The sequence below is a fragment of the Chryseobacterium sp. WLY505 genome (assembly GCF_030846215.1).
GTDB lineage: Bacteria > Bacteroidota > Bacteroidia > Flavobacteriales > Weeksellaceae > Chryseobacterium.
The window spans coordinates 216723-233221 of sequence record NZ_JAVCWI010000005.1; the positions used below are offsets into that span (position 1 = coordinate 216723).

General features: G+C 36.4%; 14 protein-coding genes. 7 read left to right on the top strand and 7 right to left on the bottom strand.

Annotation, left to right across the window (positions count from 1 at the left end):
• Positions 1 to 5: 5 nt before the first annotated feature.
• The 7 genes from RAH34_RS13005 to RAH34_RS13035 all read left to right on the top strand — a co-directional run bounded on the left by RAH34_RS13005 (position 6) and on the right by RAH34_RS13035 (position 7423).
• Entirely contained in the window at positions 6 to 560 is a 555-nt protein-coding gene (locus tag RAH34_RS13005; protein ID WP_306596422.1) for a serine O-acetyltransferase, read from the top strand.
• A gap of 458 nt (positions 561 to 1018) precedes the next feature.
• Complete coding sequence (locus RAH34_RS13010) at positions 1019 to 2512, top strand: phosphoethanolamine transferase (RefSeq protein ID WP_306596423.1); 1494 nt, start codon at positions 1019 to 1021, stop codon at positions 2510 to 2512.
• A 321-nt stretch (positions 2513 to 2833) separates the two neighbouring features.
• The gene (locus tag RAH34_RS13015) at positions 2834 to 3502 is read left to right on the top strand and encodes a carbonic anhydrase (RefSeq protein WP_114819851.1); all 669 of its coding nucleotides are present in this window, start codon (positions 2834 to 2836) and stop codon (positions 3500 to 3502) included.
• A gap of 21 nt (positions 3503 to 3523) precedes the next feature.
• Positions 3524 to 3823, top strand: coding sequence for a hypothetical protein (locus tag RAH34_RS13020; protein WP_076595975.1), 300 nt, complete (start codon positions 3524 to 3526; stop codon positions 3821 to 3823).
• A 147-nt stretch (positions 3824 to 3970) separates the two neighbouring features.
• Complete coding sequence (locus RAH34_RS13025) at positions 3971 to 5563, top strand: SulP family inorganic anion transporter (protein WP_306596424.1); 1593 nt, start codon at positions 3971 to 3973, stop codon at positions 5561 to 5563.
• Between the two features lie 51 nt (positions 5564 to 5614).
• Positions 5615 to 6250, top strand: a complete 636-nt coding sequence (locus RAH34_RS13030) for a carbonic anhydrase (RefSeq protein ID WP_034691487.1) — start codon at positions 5615 to 5617, stop codon at positions 6248 to 6250.
• 525 nt (positions 6251 to 6775) lie between these two features.
• Entirely contained in the window at positions 6776 to 7423 is a 648-nt protein-coding gene (locus tag RAH34_RS13035) for a hypothetical protein (protein WP_306596425.1), read from the top strand.
• 89 nt (positions 7424 to 7512) lie between these two features.
• Here the strand turns inward: RAH34_RS13035 and pth are convergent, their stop codons facing one another.
• The 7 genes from pth to mfd form a co-directional block, all read right to left on the bottom strand.
• Positions 7513 to 8076, bottom strand: coding sequence for an aminoacyl-tRNA hydrolase (gene pth / locus RAH34_RS13040; protein WP_114819848.1), 564 nt, complete (start codon positions 8074 to 8076; stop codon positions 7513 to 7515).
• Between the two features lie 87 nt (positions 8077 to 8163).
• Positions 8164 to 9096, bottom strand: coding sequence for a hypothetical protein (locus RAH34_RS13045; protein ID WP_114819847.1), 933 nt, complete (start codon positions 9094 to 9096; stop codon positions 8164 to 8166).
• 99 nt (positions 9097 to 9195) lie between these two features.
• Positions 9196 to 10071 carry a hypothetical protein gene (locus RAH34_RS13050; RefSeq protein WP_306596426.1) on the bottom strand — a complete coding sequence of 292 codons (876 nt, stop codon included), beginning with the start codon at positions 10069 to 10071 and terminating at the stop codon, positions 9196 to 9198.
• Positions 10072 to 10223: 152 nt separating this feature from the next.
• Complete coding sequence (locus RAH34_RS13055; RefSeq protein ID WP_114819845.1) at positions 10224 to 10961, bottom strand: hypothetical protein; 738 nt, start codon at positions 10959 to 10961, stop codon at positions 10224 to 10226.
• 8 nt (positions 10962 to 10969) lie between these two features.
• Entirely contained in the window at positions 10970 to 11794 is an 825-nt protein-coding gene (locus tag RAH34_RS13060) for a hypothetical protein (protein WP_306596427.1), read from the bottom strand.
• Between the two features lie 2 nt (positions 11795 to 11796).
• Positions 11797 to 12618: a hypothetical protein gene (locus RAH34_RS13065; protein WP_114819843.1), complete on the bottom strand. Its 822-nt coding sequence runs from the start codon at positions 12616 to 12618 to the stop codon at positions 11797 to 11799.
• A 373-nt stretch (positions 12619 to 12991) separates the two neighbouring features.
• A complete protein-coding gene (gene mfd, locus RAH34_RS13070; RefSeq protein ID WP_306596428.1) occupies positions 12992 to 16357 on the bottom strand; it encodes a transcription-repair coupling factor in 3366 nt (1121 codons plus the stop codon).
• Positions 16358 to 16499: the final 142 nt, after the last annotated feature.

Consider the following 16499-nt stretch of genomic DNA (forward strand, 5'->3'; position numbering starts at 1 on the left):
TGACGATGGCCGATTATTCTATCATTCAAAAAGACTTTTACCGGGAAAGCGGAAAGTGGCTTTCAACATTTCAGATCTGGAAAAAATGCATTAATCCCAACCTCCACTTTGTTTACATTCTGAGAAAAGCGCAGAAGTATCAGAAAACTCCTCTTTTGAATACTTTCTGGAGAATCGTCCTGAGACATTATCAGATCAAATACGGTTTTCAGATTTATCCTGAAACTCAGATTGGTGAAGGTTTTTATTTAGGACATTTTGGAAGCCTTGTCATCAATCCTAAAACAGTGATCGGAAAAAACTGCAATATTGCTCATGGAGTTACCATAGGCCAGCAAAACCGCGGAAAAAATGAAGGGTATCCTGTAATTGGCGACGAGGTCTGGATAGGAACCAATGCCGTTATTGTAGGAAATATCACAATTGGAAATGATGTTTTGATTGTTCCGAATTCTTATGTCAATTTTGATGTTCCCTCCGGTTCTGTCGTTATAGGAAATCCCGCAAAAATCATCCCTACTGAAAATGCAACACAAGATTATATCAACCGTAAAGTGTAGTAAACCCAACAGTTATCGTAAAAATTCTACTTGTATTTATCGGTAATTTCCTGTACATTTGAAAAATTGTATTGTTTAAACTTCACAATCATTCAATTTTATATAAAATACCCTATTTTATATCCGGATGATATCCCAGGATTCAATACACTTGATCTGAAAGTAATCGCTTAATATTAAAAACACAACTCCAGCCTATTATTAATTAAAAAATAATTTTTGATGAAAAAAACACAAACCCAACCATCTCCATTCCTACCTACGCAGTCAACTCTATAAAAAGGAAACACGACCCGCAACAATTTAGCTTCAAAAGTTTTTTTGAGTTGACCTTACCATGGGAGAATTACTAATTCTTTTCATGCAATCGACGGTTCTGATAGTCCGTTGGCTCTTACTCAGAAAACTGTAAAGAAAATGATATAAAATTTATTTTAACAGCACAAGTACCTACGAACATGTTCAAAAAAATAGTTCCCATCCTCCTCATTATAATATACCTGACAGGTTTTTTGGTTTCATTCCCCTATATCTTTGATAATCTTTTCGGGCCTGAAAAACTGGATAGTATCCGGAATATTTTTGAGTATGGAATTATGTTTTGTTCTTTTCTCGTATTCAATGCACTTCTTTTTAAGAACAGGTATACCTCTGTAATTGCTGTCATTCTTTGCTTATTATTAAGTATTAACTTTCTGATATCAGTATCCTGTTTCCTTATTTATCATTCCGGATTTAATGTAGGAATGGCCATCAGTATTCTTGAATCCAATCCTGATGAGGCAATGAGCATGTCTTATATGTTTATTCTTCCGGGCATTTTGTTTTTTATTTTTCTGGGAATGGTATTGTACTCTGTGAATTACCTTAAGAAAAATGTAGTAAAAGCCGATGCCAAATTTATCTTTTTTGCCTTGCTGTGGCTTATTTTACCTTTCGGATACCATCTTAAACACACCTATGTAAGCAATAAAGGTGGAGGCAGGATGATCAAAAATGTGTACTACCATTTATCCGATTTCAATACCGCTTTGAATATACAGAGAGACATTAATGAAATAAAAAAGAATGTTCCGGTTTTCAATATCAAAAAAATACAGCCGGGAATAGAAAATGTAATTCTCATCATTGGAGAATCTGAGAGAAAGCAAAATATGTCATTATATGGCTATAACAAGAAAACAACGCCATATACAGATGAGCAGGCCGGAAATATGATGATTTTTGATCATGCTATTTCTCCCGCAGGAATTACCAATCTGAGTGTCCCGCTAATGTTATCCAGTATCCATCCGGATGAGTTCAGATATCGTTATGATAAATTGTCTTACAATATCATTAATATGGCAAATCAAAGCGGGTACAATTCTTTCTGGCTGAGTACCCAGGCAAGTGCAAGAGGAATTACCGCCATAGCTTCCATGTCTAAAAATAAAAAATGGATCAATGGCTACGATGAAGTAATTGTTCCTGAGCTTAAAAATGTTATTCAGAAGAGGGAAAATAAATTTGTGGTTCTTCATATCATGGGAAGCCACCCTAATCCATGTAACAGACTTCCTCCCAACTGGAATTCGGGTGGTTTGAATTGCTATGACAGCTCTATCAAATACACCGATTATGTTTTCAAGAATATTTTCAATACACTGAAAAACACCAACTCCGTTGTCATCTATGCCTCAGATCATGGGCTTAAAATACAGGGCGACAAATTACTGCATATAGACTCTAAAGAATCTACTCAGGTACCGTTTTTTGTCTGGTTTGGAGATCAAGTACCTGCAAACTACAGAATTACAGGGCATGAATCCAAACAAACCCAAACCACTTACATCTATCCTCTGATCATGAAATATATGGGTCTTGAGGCTCCTCAGCATTATAAAAACGAGGAAAATAAATACTTAAACCTGAATATGAGAAGTATGGAATATGATGAGGTTCCGGAATAATGAAACTGTTTATCCTCAGGCGATTCCGGGAGGATTTACTTTTTACTGCAAAAAATTAAGAATATTTTAATTCACGAATCTCAAATTTTGATTTATACTTCGTAATTTTATCCTGATCTTTTAAACGTTTTGGATTTCCTCAATAGATGGTATACAAAGAATATTGGAATCTCAAATATGATTTTAAGCATATTTTAATATTAAACTTTGTTAAAAGTGATTAATTCTTTGGCAAAAATTATATTTTTGTATAATTATTGATTTAGTCTATTGATTTCGGAAATAATTTAAACGAAATGAATAATTATATAGTTAAAAATTATGTCACAATCGTACAAAGTTATTTTTGAAAACAATAAAAAATGGGTAGAGTCCAAAGTAGCTGAAGATCCGAATTTCTTCCATGAACTTGCCAAAACTCAGCATCCGGATTATCTGTATATAGGATGTTCAGACAGCAGAGCTACCGCAGAAGAATTAATGGGAGCAAAACCCGGTGAAGTCTTTGTTTACAGAAATATTGCCAATGTTGTCAATACTTTAGATATGAGTTCTACTGCAGTTATTCAATACGCTGTAGAACATCTGAAAGTAAAACACATTATTGTCTGCGGACATTACAACTGTGGTGGTGTAAAAGCAGCGATGACTCCTCAGGACCTGGGATTACTGAATCCATGGCTGAGAACCATTCGTGATGTGTACAGATTACACCAGGCAGAGCTGGATTCTATTCAGGACGAAAACAAGCGTTATGACAGACTTGTAGAACTTAATGTTCAGGAGCAGTGCATCAACGTGATCAAAATGGCCTGTGTGCAGGAAAGATACATTTTAGAAGAGTATCCTATTGTTCACGGCTGGGTATTTGACCTTAGAACAGGTAAAATCATTGATCTGGAAATTGATTTTGAGAAAATCTTAAAAGACATCCAAAAGATCTATAATCTTACAGGTTCAGATTGGGTAATGAGCAGAAAGACGAAATAGTTTTTCTAAAAAGAAGGTAAAATGAAATTCTGGAGTATTATTGTATTAACGTTTTTTCTGAATTTTACAGCGCTGCCGGGCATTGCTGCGGTTGCGGGCTGGGATATTGCAAGAACGAATGTAATAATCAATGAAGAAGAACCTCATTCTCACCCATCCTCATTCATTGTTTACGAAAAGACCATTCCGAAACCTTTAGATGTATTCGATTATCTGAAGTTTTCAGAACCTGATGTTCAGGGTATGTCTTTTGTTCTGATTGATGATTCTTTTCATCTTTCACCATTACTTACTATATTTTCTCCTCCTCCGGAAGCGTAACTCCTATAGTTAGATTTTTTTGATACCATTTCCATATCATTTTTTGATATCGGAGACTCATGTACATTAAAAATTATTTTTTCTCAACTTTTTATAACTGACTTATTTAAAAACAAATAAGCCGGCTATACCTTACAGCTTCACATTATGAAAAAGACATCATTAATAGGAGGAATCAAGGAAAATTTTCCTTCAGGACTCGTGGTATTTTTAGTAGCACTTCCGTTGTGTTTAGGAATTGCTTTAGCATCAGGTGCTCCACCATTATCCGGTATTATTGCCGGTATCGTAGGCGGCCTGGTAGTAGGAACAATCAGTAATTCCAATATTTCAGTTTCCGGGCCTGCTGCAGGTCTGACAGCTATCGTTTTAACAGCAATTACAGATCTTGGCGCATTTGAACTCTTCCTTTGTGCAGGGATTATTGCTGGGCTTATTCAATTGGTTTTAGGGTTTGTAAGAGCCGGAAGTATTTCCAACTATTTCCCGAATAACGTTATTGAAGGAATGCTGGCAGCCATTGGAATCATTATTATTTTAAAACAGATTCCTCATGCTTTAGGATTCGATAAAGATTATGAAGGTCATGAATCTATTTTTGATAATGGTTTAAACTTCGGATACTTTACTGAATTATTGGGAGCTATCCATCCAGGAGCCATTGTTATTACGCTGGTTTCTGTAGCGATCCTTATCGCATGGGACAAAATCCACGTACTGAAAAGAATGAAAATGCTTCCGGGAGCGTTGGTTGCCGTTATTGTAAGCATTCTTTTGAATCAACTCTTTAAGATGTCCGGAAGCTCTCTGGCTATCGAAACCCAGCATTTGGTTTCTCTGCCGGTTCCACAGTCTTTTGATGATTTTAAAAATCTGATCACGACTCCGGACTTTAATGGTTTCACTAATCCAAAAGTATGGATCGTAGGAGCAACAATTGCAATTGTGGCCTCTATTGAAACATTACTTTGTATTGAAGCCTCAGACCGGTTAGACAGACAGAGAAGAATTACAGATACCAATCTTGAGCTTAAGGCCCAGGGAATCGGGAATCTTGTAAGTTCTTTTATCGGAGGACTTCCAATGACTTCTGTTGTGGTAAGAAGTTCTGCCAATGCCAATGCGGGGGCCACCTCAAAAATCTCGGCAATCATTCATGGAGTCTTCTTATTGATCTGTGTTCTTTCTATTCCTGTTATTCTCAATTTAATTCCATTAGCGACACTGGCTGCGGTATTAATTTTAGTAGGATATAAACTGGCAAAGCCGGCTACGTTCAAACATTTCTGGCACTTGGGAAAATTCCAGTTTATTCCGTTTGTAGCAACTGTTGTAGCGGTAGTGGCCACTGATTTGTTAAAGGGTGTAGGAATTGGTCTTACCATCTCCGTTTTCTATATTCTTCAGGGAAATATGAAAAGAGCTTATTATTTAAGCAGGGAAAGGCTGGACGATGCTGATGGAATTAATATCAAGCTTGCTGAAGAAGTATCATTTTTAAATAAGGCAGCCATCAAAAAAACTCTTAAAAATATAAAACCCAACTCTACAGTGATCATTGATGCAAGAAACACATCCTACATTGCAACCGATGTACTGGAAATGATTCAGGACTTTGCCAATATCCGTGCAAAGGAACAGGATATCAATGTAGAGCTTACAGGCTTTAAAACTTCATACAGAGATTACGAAAGAAGTGAGGATTCCCACATTTTGGTGACTCACAAAAGAGCCATGTAATCTCAATAATTAATTAATTTTTTTAACTTTAAATTCGAAAATAATAAAAATATGAAAGCACATACATACGAAACACAGTCAACTATTACTCCTGAGAAAGCTTTGGAATTCTTAAAAGAGGGAAACCAGAGATTTGTTAACAACCTTAAAGCAAACAGAGACCTTCTTGAACAGGTGAATGCAACCCGCGAAGGACAATGGCCTTTTGCAGTAGTTTTAAGCTGTATAGACAGCCGCACTTCAGCAGAACTTATCTTTGACCAGGGATTAGGAGACGTTTTCAGTATAAGAATTGCCGGTAATTTTGTGAACCAGGACATTCTTGGATCTATGGAATTCGGCTGTAATGTTGCAGGTTCCAAGCTTATTGTCGTTTTAGGACACACCAAATGCGGAGCCTTGAAAGGAGGTCTTGACGCGGCACAAATTGAAGGACTGGGAATGGATAACCTGAACCACCTTATCAATCACTTCAACCCGATCATTAATGAGATCATTGAAGAGAATGAAGAACGTTCATCAAAAAACAGCTCACTTCTTGAAAGACTTAACCACCAAAACGTAAAAAGTGCGATTGAAGATATCCGTAAACAAAGTTCAACACTTAAAAACCTGGAAGCCGAGGGTAAAATTAAAATCGTTGGAGCAAATTACGATGTTGAAACTGGTGCAGTAACCTGGTTATAAAAGTACAACTCTTTAAAATTCAATTATAATTTACACAAAATGCCATCGGAATCCGATGGCATTTATTTTTTTATCGTATATCATCATAAAATAAGATAATTATAAACCTATCTTGTTAATAAACTGGCTTAAACAGTTAGTATATTTATTTTAAAAAGAGTTTGTTTTCATTATCGGAAAATAATTATATATTGGCGCAATTCAAATAATATATTCAATAAACCATGACCACAAATTCAAAAGAGTATGATTTTTCCAAAAGCAAAAAAAATAGGCAGAGACCTTGGATGGCATAAAACAAACCATAAGGTGTTCGGACTTTACAAAGGTTATTTTTTCAACGTTTCAGACGCAAGTATCATACACACTCCACAATTCAAATATGTTTCGGTAACAACCGGCTATGTAACGGAGGAGCAAAGGCAGCAAATCAAAACAGAACTAACCATCAATAAAAAACGGCTAAAATTCACTCTCTTCGAAATCAGAGAAAATACCATTTATTTTAAATTCACTGAAAATTTAATGCCTACTAAGATAAAGACTGTTTATGCTCTTTTTGATTTTGTGGTTGATTTATTAAAAAAACTAAACATACCGGAGCAAAACAGATGTCATAGTTGTGAAACAAATGAAAAAATCACCTATTACGATCTGAACCATACTGGTGTACTCCTTTGTGATGATTGTTTTAAACAGACAGATAATAAGTTCAATAAAGTTGAAAAAGAAAGAATTTCAAAAGAGAAAAACTATCTGACAGGATTTTTAGGAGCCATTATGTTTTCAATTCCTGCCATTATACTTTGGGTCTTACTTGCTGTATATTTAGGAGAAATTTCTTCAGGAATGGCATTTGCCATTGCTCTTGTTGGTTTTTTAGGCTATGATTATTTCAAAGGATTTCGTGGAAAACTAACAAGATATATTATCTTCTTCACAAATATTGTAAGCATATTTGTAGCCAATGTTATCACGGTAATTGCTTTATTGGTAAAACAAGGCCTCACCATTAATCAAGCGATATTTGAGTTTCAAAACAACCCCTCAGCAAATGAAATATTTATGAAGAATAGTATTCTATCTTTTATATTATCATTCATTCCCTGGATATGGGTATTATTTATCAGGAAAGACGATAAATTAATTATAAAACCAGCAGAAAAACTTTAAAAGACATATAAATAAATGACTGCCTTATTTTTAAGGCAGTCATTTATTCTATAAACTATATGGTAATTGCAGTTTTTTCCCTTCTGAAATTATTTCCCGTTAAAAGTGGACATTGTGTTATTCAATCCTGCAAAAACAAAAGAAAGACCGGCCTTAGCAAAAGTTTCAATTCTTTCTGTAAGCTTTTCTGATTCTTCTTCGTTCCACGTTCCTAATACATAATCTACCTGTCTTCCTGCCGTAAAATCAGCAGAGATTCCGAAGCGAAGCCTTGCATAATTTTGAGTCTGTAATACTTCATTGATATTTTTAAGTCCGTTATGCCCTGCATCTGAACCTTTTCCTTTCAATCTTAAAGTCCCGAAAGGCAAAGCAAGATCGTCAGTTATAATAAGAACATTCTCCAAAGGAATATTTTCTTTCTGCATCCAGTATTTCACTGCATTACCGGAAAGGTTCATGTAAGTATCCGGTTTCAGAATAAAAACTTTTCTGCCTTTGTGCTTTCCTTCAGCCAGCCAGCCAAAATTGGAGGTGTTGAATGATACTTCCAGAGTTTCCGCTATTTTCTCAGCTACTTTAAAGCCTATATTATGTCGTGTATTTTCATATTCAGAGCCTTTGTTACCAAGCCCGACAATTAAATATTTCATCAGAAATTTTTTGCAAAATTAAGGTATAAAAAATAAAAAACTCAATCTTATGAAAGATTGAGTTTGATTATTGTTAAAAAAATTCTTCTATTGTGGTTTATAGATGTAATTAACGCCATATCCTTTTGTCATGTAAGTCTGAGGATCATAAACGTAATTGGTACTCTTCACAACCGGTGTTGGAATGGGTGGTGTAAGATCTGTTACCGACCATCTCTTAGGGTTGTTCGGAGATAAGATAAGACTTTCTTTATCATTGATTACTGTAGATAATAGTCTTGAAATTTTATATACATGCGGCAGCAATGTGAACGGGCTTACCTGCTCATCATAGGCATAATATTCGTAGCTGTATTTCCCCGTAACAGCACCAAACGTTCCCCCTGTCATTGTTCCGTAGTGTCTTACCACTTTAGATACATTGTCTCCTACATAAGTATAAGCTGTTTTAGAATAATCTGTGAAAGTAAGAGGAGCTCCCGGAACATCTGGTCCGTTTCTCATAATGATTGAATCCAGTTTTCCTGTAGCAGTACTGTATTTAACCTGATAAGCTGTTTTCTCTTTTTTCAGTAATGTCTGTGGTCCAGGAGGATCTCCCGGTATTACAGGCGGAGTTCTTCTGAAAATAGAACGGTTTTCAGAAATCAGCTGCAGTCTGTTATTATTTGCATAAGTGAACAATTGTGTGTAAGATACACTGTCTTTATCCAGTTTTCCGTTTCCGTCAAGATCAAGGAAACCATTGAAATTGATCTGGCTGATTTTATCACCACTGTACATAATATCTGTGATGGAAGCACTGTCTGTAATTACTTTCGTCACAAGAAGTCCGCTGTACTGGTATTCTGCGATCGTATCTTTATCTGTAATTTCTCTGTATAATGCTCTGGGGCCGCTTAAACCTCCTGTATTGTTAAGATCCAACAATGGATTCCCATCCTCATCCAGCATATCCTTGCACGAATGTATTGAGGAAAAACCTGCGATGAGTAAAATAAAATAGAAAATTTGCTTCATTTCCTTGTAATTGATTATTTTTTTGACAAATATAATTTTTTTTTGCCTAAAAAGTATATTATTATTTATATTCCGGTAAGATTAATAACTATATTTCTTCTATAAATTTTTATAGGTAAAAGTTACATTCTGATTTTTTTCAGCAACCACATACCCCTGATTATCATAAGAATAACTTTGAGAAGTATTAACAGGAGTCGCTGGTGCTGGCAATTCTATAAACATAGAAGTAGGATTGTTCGGAGATATTTTATAAAATTGAGCAGGATTGATCAGGCTTCGCGTGATGAAATATACTGATGGAAGTGTAGAATAAGGGCTTTTCTGAGCATCATAGTTCTGAAAACTATACTTGCTTATTACTGCCGTACTCATATTCGGGTTTCCGTTGATATCCAGGAGACCTTTGGAACAAACAACCTGAATGATATTTTCTCCGTTATATACAAAAGAATAATCAATAAACCTGTTATAAGCACTGATTCCTCCTTCTTTCCTCTTCTCTAGAATTTTGCTAAGTCTACTGTTAACCGGATCATAGGTAAATGCATAGTCACTTACCACAGATGCGGATGGAGTTGCCCCCGTAGCTGTAGAAGTGGCGTTGTAAATCTTTTTACCTGTAGCATCAGGAACAATATTAAATTCATAACTAAGGCTGGATGCTGCTGAACTTACATATTTAACTTTAGTAATATTTTTATTGGTATAGGTAACCGTTCCCGTATAATAAGCACTCCCGGAAAAAGACTCGTCTTTAGACACTGCACTCTGCAGATCTCCTGTTACAGCTGTTGTAACATATTCTTCCTGAGAAACATTATTCGAACTAACCTTTGATAAAATCTTTTTGGGAGGTGGTCCGTCATCCGGATTTGGGATAGATTCTGTGGGATCCGAGGTAGTAGTACATGCTGTCAGCAGCCCAAGAAAAGCAATACCGGCAAACATTTTTAAAAAATAGTTTTTTACCATATAGAATTTTTTTAGCTTGTCCAAATATAATTCAATTTTCGATAATACACTTTACTTTATCTGAACAAATTCACAAGAAATAGAGTTAATAAACAAAAAAAATCTAAAAACATAACGTTTTTAGATTTCCTATTATTGTATGATGACGAAAATTAATAAGGTTGTAATATGGATGTTGTCAAAACAGACTGTGACATATCACTGTTGAGAAAAGCACTATCCACTGCTCTTCCTATCCCGAGAGTTGTTCCTGCAATGGCTCTTTTTATACAGGCAACTTTAACAGAATATTGATTTTTAGGAGTAAGATTTGTAAGAGTAGCATTAAGATTGAAAATCTTGTACGCACCACTGTCTCCCAGTAATACATCCGTTCTCACTGCTCTAAGGGCATTATCTACAAAAACTCCACAGGCAAAACTCGCAGAATTGGTTCCTGTTTTCTGAATCGTTGTCTGAAATGAGAAAGTGGCCTTATTGGTACCATTGGTTACGGAGAATGTATCCACAGTTCCGGGAATTACAGTCCAGCCACCAGTCAGGGCTTCCCCATCAGTATAAGGATTAGTTGCCCCGCTACTTCCAGAAAAACTTACTCCGGTTTTGTCTGAAACGGTGTTGATGGAAAATACAGACATACTTCCCTGCCCGTCGGCAATTTTGATGGCTTTCCAGTCATTAGCACCTAAATCCGTGTTATTGTGAAATATATCTCCCGCTGTTCCGGCAGATCCTTTGAGTACATCAGTACCTCCTGTTCTTAATTCTTTTCTTATATTAAGATCTCCGTTTACATCCAGCATATTAGTCGGATTAGGAGTATTAATACCCACTTGGGCATTTGTTGCAACAGCTAATAAAAATGATGTTACAAATAATATTTTTTTCATAATCCGTCTTAGTTTATAATGGTATTAAATACTTCTGGAACTTCATACACGTCCACTTTAAGAGAAGATTGTGAAATAAAGCTATTGATATTAGTATATACATTGGTTCCTATGGAAAGAGTATTTCCCGCACCTGAAGCGCCATAAGACCCCAGTCTTGTACAGGCAACGTAAACCGAATGATTTCCCTGGGAAAGATTATCTACAATCCCGATCTGGGTATGAGTAAGGAAAGGATATGAAGTGGTGATAGCCTTTAGGTTTCTCTGTCTCAGGTTGACCAGTTTATCATCCACAAAGATGCCGCATGCATAATCTATGGAATTGTCTGTACTTCCTGCTCCCCCAAAATCTGCCTGTACCACAGTTTCAAACTGAAAATAAGCCTTACTTTGGGTACTGTAAACGGTGATGGTTTGTGAAAGTCCGTTTATTTTCTTAAAATTTGTAAGGGTGCTATACTCCTTCCCTTTTGTAAAGGTTCCTCCTCTCGAAGTCATGCTTACTGAGGAGTTTTCTGAGGACGAAAAGGTAATTCCCAGTTTATCAGAAAAGGAGTTGTTGTAGATCAGATAAAATTTATTGGGTTCATATTCAGGAATACGGAGTGATTTCCAGATCGGAGCAAAACCTTCTCCCTGAGAAACAAGAAGCTGGTCATTATTTCCCTGAAATATGCTGTTATCAGTAGCATTAAGGACAGCAATTTTATTTCTGAAATTCACATCTCCGTTTACATCAAGTTTTGCATTGGGAGTTTCCGTTTTTATTCCTACCTGAGCTGTCGCCAAAAGACCTATGCTAAGAAGCAGCGTTGATAATAGTTTTTTCATCATTAGTTGTTTTTATAGCTCACGTATTCGATAACATCCATCTTCATCGTAGATTCCAGAGTAAATGCACTGGAAGCACCATTGGAAGCTTCTACATTACGTCCGATGGAAAATTGTGATGTAGAACTTGAAGTGTCAATTTTTCTGCACGCGATTTCAATATTGTGAACTCCTACAGGAACGTTCTGTTCCGTATAATTAAGAGTAAAGATATAATCCTGAAGACCAGCTTTTCCACTGTTGTTGTTGGAAGCAATTCTGTCCGGGCGTACCGCTACCAGTGCTCCGTTTCTGAAAACACCACACGCAAATCTGACACTTTGTATTGTGGTAGATGTGGATGCTTTCATTTCAATTCCGGTCTGGAACTGATAGGTAAGTCTGTTCTTTCCATTTTTGATGGTAAAAGTATTGTCGAGCCCGCCTATCTTTTTCCAATTTCCTTTTGTGATATCAGTCATAGCATCTCCAACTTTATTGGTATAGATACCATCACCGGCAACACCATCTGTAAGTGATATAATACCCGTTTGATCAGATGACAGATAAGAATTAATCAGCTTATACTGTCCCTCTTCCATAAAGGAAACATTCAAAGATTTCCATACAGGAGGCAAACCCTCGCCCTGGGAAACCAACACCTGGCCATTCAACCCGGCATCTCCAGCCTGAGTTGACGTACCGCCTACTCTAAGTTCTTTTCTTAAGGTGGTTTTTCCGTTCACATCAAGAACAGATTTGGGTTTTGCAGTGCCTATTCCCACCTGTGCGTTGGCGTAGAACGAAAAAAGTCCAGCCACGCAGCAATGTATAATTGTTTTCATAATTAAGGACTGCAAAGTTACACAACGAAGTTCAAAAAATTCCAGTTATACATCTATAAACCTATAGAAATAAACACATTACAACATAGAATTAATAATACCAAAAAGTAGAATTATTACTACATAACTCTACTTTCGACTTATAAAAAAAACAATACAACGTCTCAAACCCTTACTGTACGGGGTTTTACAGATTTTTTTTTATCATCGGAAAGTGATTTTAGCCCTTCAAAAACAGCCTTAATTCTCTTCAGCAGGAATATTACAAAAGAAAAACATGATAACAATCACAAAAAAAACGTGTAAAAATTAATCTTTTTACACGTTTCTAATAACTTTTATGATATTATTTCCATAAAAAAGGAATTAAAATTTAATCATGAATAATTGCCTTTAATAATAGATTCACCTCATCCACATTTTTCACTCTTTCTTTCCTCATCATCAATTGATTACCTTCTTTTCCTGACTTTTCTTTAAGCTGGGCTTCAGCCGGATTTCGGGTCAGATAATTAATAATATGCCTGAATCTGTCTGTCTGATAGAACTTATCCTGAGGATTTCCCGGGAAGTATCCTAAAAACACACCGTTTTTCATCACAATCTTTTCAAAGCCAATATCAGCGGCAAGCCACTTCAAGGAGACACTCTTCAAAAGATTGACAGCTTCTTTCGGCAATGCTCCGAAACGATCAATCAGCTCAAGTTCAAACTGATGAAGATCTGCTTCATTAGTGATTTCAGCAATTTTCTGATACAGCAATAATCTTTCTTCCGTATTGGAAATATAGAAATCCGGTAACATCAACTCTAAATCAGTATCAATATTTACATCCTTCACAGATTTGAAAAGCTTCTGTCTGTCTTCTTCATTTTCAAAAAGGCTTTCAAAATCTGCATCATCTTTTAGCTCTTCTAAAGCTTCCTGCATTAGTTTCTGATAGGTTTCAAACCCCATTTCATTGATAAATCCACTTTGTTCAGCACCCAAAAGATCACCGGCACCCCGGATCTCCAGATCTTTCATCGCAATCTGGAAACCGCTTCCAAGATCTGAAAACTGCTCAATGGCTTCCAAACGCTTTCTCGCATCGGAAGTCATCATATCATATGGCGGAGTAATCAGATAACAAAATGCTTTTCTGTTACTACGTCCTACCCTTCCTCTCATCTGATGCAGGTCTGCCATCCCGAATCTTTGGGCATCATTGATAAAAATAGTATTCGCATTCGGAACATCTACCCCACTTTCTACTATGGTAGTGGATACAAGAACGTCATATTTCCCTTCCATAAAATCCAGAACATTCTTTTCAAGCTGTTTTCCTTCCATTTGCCCATGTCCTGTAATCACTCTTGCATCGGGCACTAATCGCTGGATAAGTCCTGCAATATCTTTCAGGTTTTCAATTCTGTTATTGATAAAATATACCTGCCCGTCTCTCTGAAGTTCGTAAGAAACTGCATCACGAAGAGTTTCTTCATTGAATCCTATTAACTGTGTATCTACAGGCTGTCTGTTTGGCGGTGGTGTTTTGATAACGGACAAATCCCTTGCAGCCATTAACGAGAACTGTAAAGTCCTCGGAATAGGAGTTGCTGTCAGCGTAAGAGTATCCACATTATTTTTCAAGGTTTTCAACTTATCTTTTACTGAAACCCCGAACTTATGCTCTTCATCAATAATCAATAAACCAAGATCTTTAAATTTAACAGAACTGCTTACCAGTTGATGCGTTCCAATGATAATATCTACTTTTCCGTTCTTTAAAGCCTCTAAAGTTTCTGATTTCTGCTTAGCCGTTCTGAATCTATTGACATAAGCAACATTGACAGGAAAATCTTTAAGTCTTTCTTTAAAACTTCTGTAATGCTGAAAAGCAAGAATAGTAGTAGGAACTAATACGGCGACCTGCTTTCCATCTGTAGCAGCTTTAAATGCCGCTCTGATCGCAACTTCCGTTTTACCGAAACCTACGTCACCGCAAACAAGCCTGTCCATTACCGTATCCGCCTCCATATCTCTCTTTACATCTACGGTAGCCTTTTCCTGATCCGGAGTATCTTCATAAATAAAACTGGCTTCCAATTCGTTCTGCAGGTAGGAATCCGGAGTATAGGCAAACCCTTTTGCCGTTTTCCTCTGAGCATATAATTGAATAAGGTCAAAAGCAATCTGTTTAACCTTCGCTTTGGTTTTCTGTTTTAAAGATTTCCATGTTGGTGATCCGAGTTTACTCAGAACAATCTCTCTTCCATCCGGGCCGTTGTATTTCGAAATCTTATGTAAAGAGTGAATACTTACATATAATAAGTCTCCGTTTTTATAGGTCAGTTTGAAACATTCCTGAATCTTTCCATCATTATTCACTTTCACCAGCCCCATAAACTTCCCTATTCCATGATCGATGTGGGCAATATAGTCTCCTATTTTCAGAGACATCAGGTCTTTCAGGGTAAGCTGTTCAGATTTTGCAAAAGTATTTTTCGCTTTATATCTTTGGTAGCGGTCAAAGATCTGATGATCTGTATAAACCAGCAGTTTGTGACCATTATCTACAAATCCTTCATGAAGTTCAGATTTAAAGCTCTTAAATGGAAGCTCATGTTCAAGCTCTTCAAAGATAGATTCCAGCCTTTCTTTCTGTTTTTCTGTTGAAAAAGAAATCCAGGTATCAAATCCTCCATTCTGCTTTTCTTCAATATCTTCAATCAGCAGTTCAAAGTTTTTATGAAAAGAAGGTTGCGGAAGCTGTTCCATTTTTACTTCAGTTACTTCTTTCAACCCTTCAATGATCACTCCTCCAAAATCAACTGTTTTGAATTTTTTATAATCAAACAAAAACTCCTGATCAGAAATAAAAAGTTCCTGCGGAGTCCTGTGGGCAATATCTTTACTTAATGTATCATATTTTTCCAAAGCCTTTTCGTAGAATGTTCTGATCTTCTGCATTCCGACCATTCCGTTTTTAGAGACTACAAAACTTTCCGCTGGCAATAGCTGCAACAGAGAAACCCTTGTTCCTGTTACTGAAAAATTCATGTTGGAAACCAGCTGGAAATCTTTTACTTTATCTACCGAAAGCTGTGTTTCGATATCAAAAGTTTTAATACTTTCCACTTCATTACCGAAGAAGGTAATTCTGTATGGCTTTTCGTGGGAATAGGAAAACACGTCTACAATTCCCCCTCTCACAGAAAACTCTCCCGGTTCGGAAACGAAATCAGCCTGCTGGAAATGATAATGATTAAGCAGTTCATCCACAAAATCAAAATCCAGCTGATCTCCCACTTTAATATGATGGGAAATTGCTTTAAAATCTTCTTTTTTCAAAACCTTTTCAGATAAAGCACCGGCATAAGCCACAATGACTTTCGGTGATCTTCCGGAATTGATTTTATTAAGAACCTCCGTCCTTAAAACCAGATTGGCATTTTGAGTCTTCTCCACCTGATAGGGTTCAAGATGGGTGGCCGGAAAATACAGCACCTTCTCCTTACCCAAAAGGTCTTCCATCTCTGTATTGGCATACAATGCGTCTTCCTTATCATCTACCAGATAAAGAATATTCTTCTTCTGAACCAAAAAAAGCTCAGCCACAAAAATAGAAACTGAGGATCCGGCACTTCCTTTCACAGCAATATGCTGATTGTTTTCTAAACGGGTAAAAATCTCTTTCCCAAACTCTTTCTGCATAAGGTCTGGAAGGAACTTTTCATTGATGGATTTTAACTGCATAAATAGTAAAGGTATAAACGACAAAAGCGATTTCGGGAGTTTTCCGAAACCGTTGATGATATACAAAGGTACGGATATTTTTCTCTTCCTCAGAAAAAGGGAAAGACTGAAGGTTTAAAATGAAGCACTTAGCACTATAATT

Excerpts from the sequence above, each read along its gene's own strand:
- RAH34_RS13005 (WP_306596422.1), top strand. The coding sequence starts at position 6 with ATGGCCGATTATTCTATCATTCAAAAAGACTTTTACCGGGAAAGCGGA.
- RAH34_RS13010 (WP_306596423.1), top strand. The coding sequence starts at position 1,019 with ATGTTCAAAAAAATAGTTCCCATCCTCCTCATTATAATATACCTGACA.
- RAH34_RS13015 (WP_114819851.1), top strand. The coding sequence starts at position 2,834 with ATGTCACAATCGTACAAAGTTATTTTTGAAAACAATAAAAAATGGGTA.
- RAH34_RS13020 (WP_076595975.1), top strand. The coding sequence starts at position 3,524 with ATGAAATTCTGGAGTATTATTGTATTAACGTTTTTTCTGAATTTTACA.
- RAH34_RS13025 (WP_306596424.1), top strand. The coding sequence starts at position 3,971 with ATGAAAAAGACATCATTAATAGGAGGAATCAAGGAAAATTTTCCTTCA.
- RAH34_RS13030 (WP_034691487.1), top strand. The coding sequence starts at position 5,615 with ATGAAAGCACATACATACGAAACACAGTCAACTATTACTCCTGAGAAA.
- RAH34_RS13035 (WP_306596425.1), top strand. The coding sequence starts at position 6,776 with ATGCCTACTAAGATAAAGACTGTTTATGCTCTTTTTGATTTTGTGGTT.
- pth (WP_114819848.1), bottom strand. The coding sequence starts at position 8,076 with ATGAAATATTTAATTGTCGGGCTTGGTAACAAAGGCTCTGAATATGAA.
- RAH34_RS13045 (WP_114819847.1), bottom strand. The coding sequence starts at position 9,096 with ATGAAGCAAATTTTCTATTTTATTTTACTCATCGCAGGTTTTTCCTCA.
- RAH34_RS13050 (WP_306596426.1), bottom strand. The coding sequence starts at position 10,071 with ATGGTAAAAAACTATTTTTTAAAAATGTTTGCCGGTATTGCTTTTCTT.
- RAH34_RS13055 (WP_114819845.1), bottom strand. The coding sequence starts at position 10,961 with ATGAAAAAAATATTATTTGTAACATCATTTTTATTAGCTGTTGCAACA.
- RAH34_RS13060 (WP_306596427.1), bottom strand. The coding sequence starts at position 11,794 with ATGAAAAAACTATTATCAACGCTGCTTCTTAGCATAGGTCTTTTGGCG.
- RAH34_RS13065 (WP_114819843.1), bottom strand. The coding sequence starts at position 12,618 with ATGAAAACAATTATACATTGCTGCGTGGCTGGACTTTTTTCGTTCTAC.
- mfd (WP_306596428.1), bottom strand. The coding sequence starts at position 16,357 with ATGCAGTTAAAATCCATCAATGAAAAGTTCCTTCCAGACCTTATGCAG.